Annotated in this window: 1 protein-coding gene; it reads right to left on the bottom strand. The window is 64.2% G+C overall.

Going from position 1 to position 561, the window contains the following annotated elements:
- The coding region (locus AUL28_RS02530) for a calcium-binding protein (RefSeq protein ID WP_280137259.1) at window positions 1–541 on the bottom strand (541 nt) is incomplete at its 3' end.
- Window positions 542–561 lie beyond the last annotated feature (20 nt).

Raw genomic sequence — 561 nt, 5'->3', positions numbered from 1 at the left:
GATAGCCCAGATCGAACTGATCGACACCGGAACCGCCCGTCAGGCTGTCGGCGCCCGCTCCGCCTTGAAGCGTGTCCGCTCCCGCGCCGCCCTCTAGCGTGTCGTTGCCATCGCCGCCGGATAGATTATCCGAGCCAGCGCCGCCATAAAGCTTGTCGTTGCCCGCTCCGCCATAAAGCGACGCTGGTGGAGCAAAGCTGGAGTTAAAAATGGCCACGATGCCGCGTGCGTCCAGAACATCGTCACCGGCGCCGCCTTCGGCATAGCCGGCATTGTTCAGGCGCAACGTGTCCTTGCCGTCTTCTCCATAGAGATAATCGTAGCCGTAAGGCCCCGAACCGCCGTCCAGCGTATCATCACCCTCGCCGCCGCGCAGCGTGTCGCTGCCCTCGCCCCCCGACAGGCTGTCGTTTCCAGCTAGACCCAGCACCTCGTCGTTGCCGGCATCGCCATCGATCACGTCCGCCCCGGACGTGCCGATCAGAACATCATTGCCGCTCGTGGCAGGCTTCGTCGCCCCGAACGCAACGCGGATATCCATCTGGCTCAGGCCGCCATCCA

It is taken from the genome of Aureimonas sp. N4, assembly GCF_001463925.1.
GTDB classification, from domain to species: domain Bacteria; phylum Pseudomonadota; class Alphaproteobacteria; order Rhizobiales; family Rhizobiaceae; genus Aureimonas; species Aureimonas ureilytica_A.
The sequence above is the reverse complement of the archived record's forward strand: the minus strand, read 5'-3'. Positions and strand labels throughout refer to the sequence as shown.